Source organism: Variovorax nivicola (genome assembly GCF_051216475.1).
In the GTDB taxonomy this organism is placed as follows: domain Bacteria; phylum Pseudomonadota; class Gammaproteobacteria; order Burkholderiales; family Burkholderiaceae_C; genus Variovorax.
In genome coordinates this window covers 1-1771 of record NZ_JBPJZK010000032.1, presented here as the reverse complement: position 1 = coordinate 1771, position 1771 = coordinate 1, and the positions used below count along the sequence as shown (strand labels likewise).

Genomic DNA, 1771 nt, shown 5'->3' with positions numbered 1-1771 from the left:
GAAGTTGAAGTCGTCCACCGTGTAGCTGCCCGAGCGCACTTCCTCGCTGGGCTGCCACTCCCGGATGACTTCCATGTCTTCGCTGATGTCCCGGTCGGCCGCGAAGTAGTCGATGGTTTCGTAGCCGGGCATCGGCTCATGCGTGCCGACGTCGTCGGCCAGCACCAGCGTGTGCTGGTTCTGCTCGTGCTTGAACCAGTAGTAGATGCCTTCGAGTTCCATCAGCCGGCTCACGAAGGCGAAGTCGCTTTCGTTGTACTGCACGCAGTACTCCCACTGCCGATACGTGCCGCTGAGCTGCTTCTCGAACGCGAAGCCGTAGTCGCCGAACACCTCTTCCAGGATCTCCACCACGCTCTTGTTCTGGAAGATCTTGTTGTCGCTCGAGCGCGTGAGGTACCACAGCCACGGCCGCACGGTGGCCCGGTACACGGTATGGCGTTCGGTGTCGCCTTCGCGCCCGATCATCGAGAAGCGCACCACCTGGCCGTTCAGGTACCTCGGCTCGCTGCCCGCCGTCTGGATCTCCAGCGTCAGCGGCTTGCCCAGCACCGACTTCAGGTCGATCGAAGCACTCGGGCTCAGCAGATCGACCTCGAACTCGAACAGCTGCGACAAACCCTCCGTGCCGCGCATCGAACGGAACAGCAGCTGGCTCTCTTCCAGCGGTGTGTGCGCCTTTACAACTCTGTGCATGAAGCAAGTCTCCTGTTGTTTTTTTCTGGCTCAAGGAGCCCTGAGGAAGAACGCGCCCCTCGCCTCCTTGAACTTGAACTTCACGAGCTTCGAGACCACGATCCCCAGATCGCCGATCGCCACATTCTTCTTGATCCGGTTCTCGTTGTCGTTCAGCAGCGCGAGATTGATGAACACGCCGTTGATCGAGGTGAAGGTCGATGCGGTCACCATCACCTTCGCGGCGTAGAAATCGAAGGCGAGGGGCGTCCAGAGGTTCGCCTTGCCCCATGTCGCGGCGAAATTGGTCCAGCGCCAGTGACCGTGATCGTCGGTGGTCACCGTCTGGCGCGGCGTGTTGTAGACAATCACGTCCGCATTGAGCGTGTAGTGCTTGTTGTTGAGCGTGTAGTTGGTGGCGTTGTGCACGATGGTCGGCGCGCCCACCGTCTTCGGGCCGGTGACCACCGTGGTGTCGGGACCGATCACGAGCTTGGTGTCGATGGCGTTGATGATCTCGATGCGCCCACCGCCGACGATGCGGATGTCGGCGCCGGTCACCAGGCGCACCACGGTGCCGTTCACGGTCAATGAAACGCTGCCGTTGACGGTTTCATCAATGCCGCCGTTCACCACCCGCGTCTCACCCCCGCTGATCGTCTCCGTCGCCCCGCCCGTGATCGTGCGCTTCTCCCCTTCCGTCACCGTCTCCTTCGCACCACCCGTCACCGTGCGCTCTTCACCCCCGTCGATCGTCTCGACCGCACCCTGCGTGATGTGCCTCTCCTCGCCCGACTCGTAGGTAGCCGACTCGTGCCCCTTGATCAACGTCGTGCGCGTCTTCTCGGTCGTGTGCGTCTCGTCTCCCTCCACCTCCACATCGAGGTTGCGCTCCGCGTGCACCAGGATCTGCTCGGCGCCCATCTTGTCCTCGAACACGAACGCGTTCGCCGTGGCCTCCGAGCCACCCTTGCTCGACCGCGTGACGATCCCGCTCTTGGTCGCCTCGCCCGGCAAGGCGAACGGCGGCATCTGGTCGGCGTTGTACACGCGCCCCACGATCACCGGACGGTCGGGCCTGCCGCCAATGAAGTCG

At 62.7% G+C, this 1771-nt stretch carries 2 protein-coding genes; both read right to left on the bottom strand.

Going from position 1 to position 1771, the window contains the following annotated elements; genetic code table 11:
• Positions 1 to 696: type VI secretion system Vgr family protein (locus ACSFBF_RS35970; RefSeq protein WP_435475166.1), on the bottom strand; the 696-nt coding region annotated here is incomplete at its 3' end.
• A gap of 30 nt (positions 697 to 726) precedes the next feature.
• On the bottom strand, positions 727 to 1771 hold a 1045-nt coding region (locus ACSFBF_RS35965; RefSeq protein ID WP_435475164.1), incomplete at its 5' end, for a bacteriophage T4 gp5 trimerisation domain-containing protein.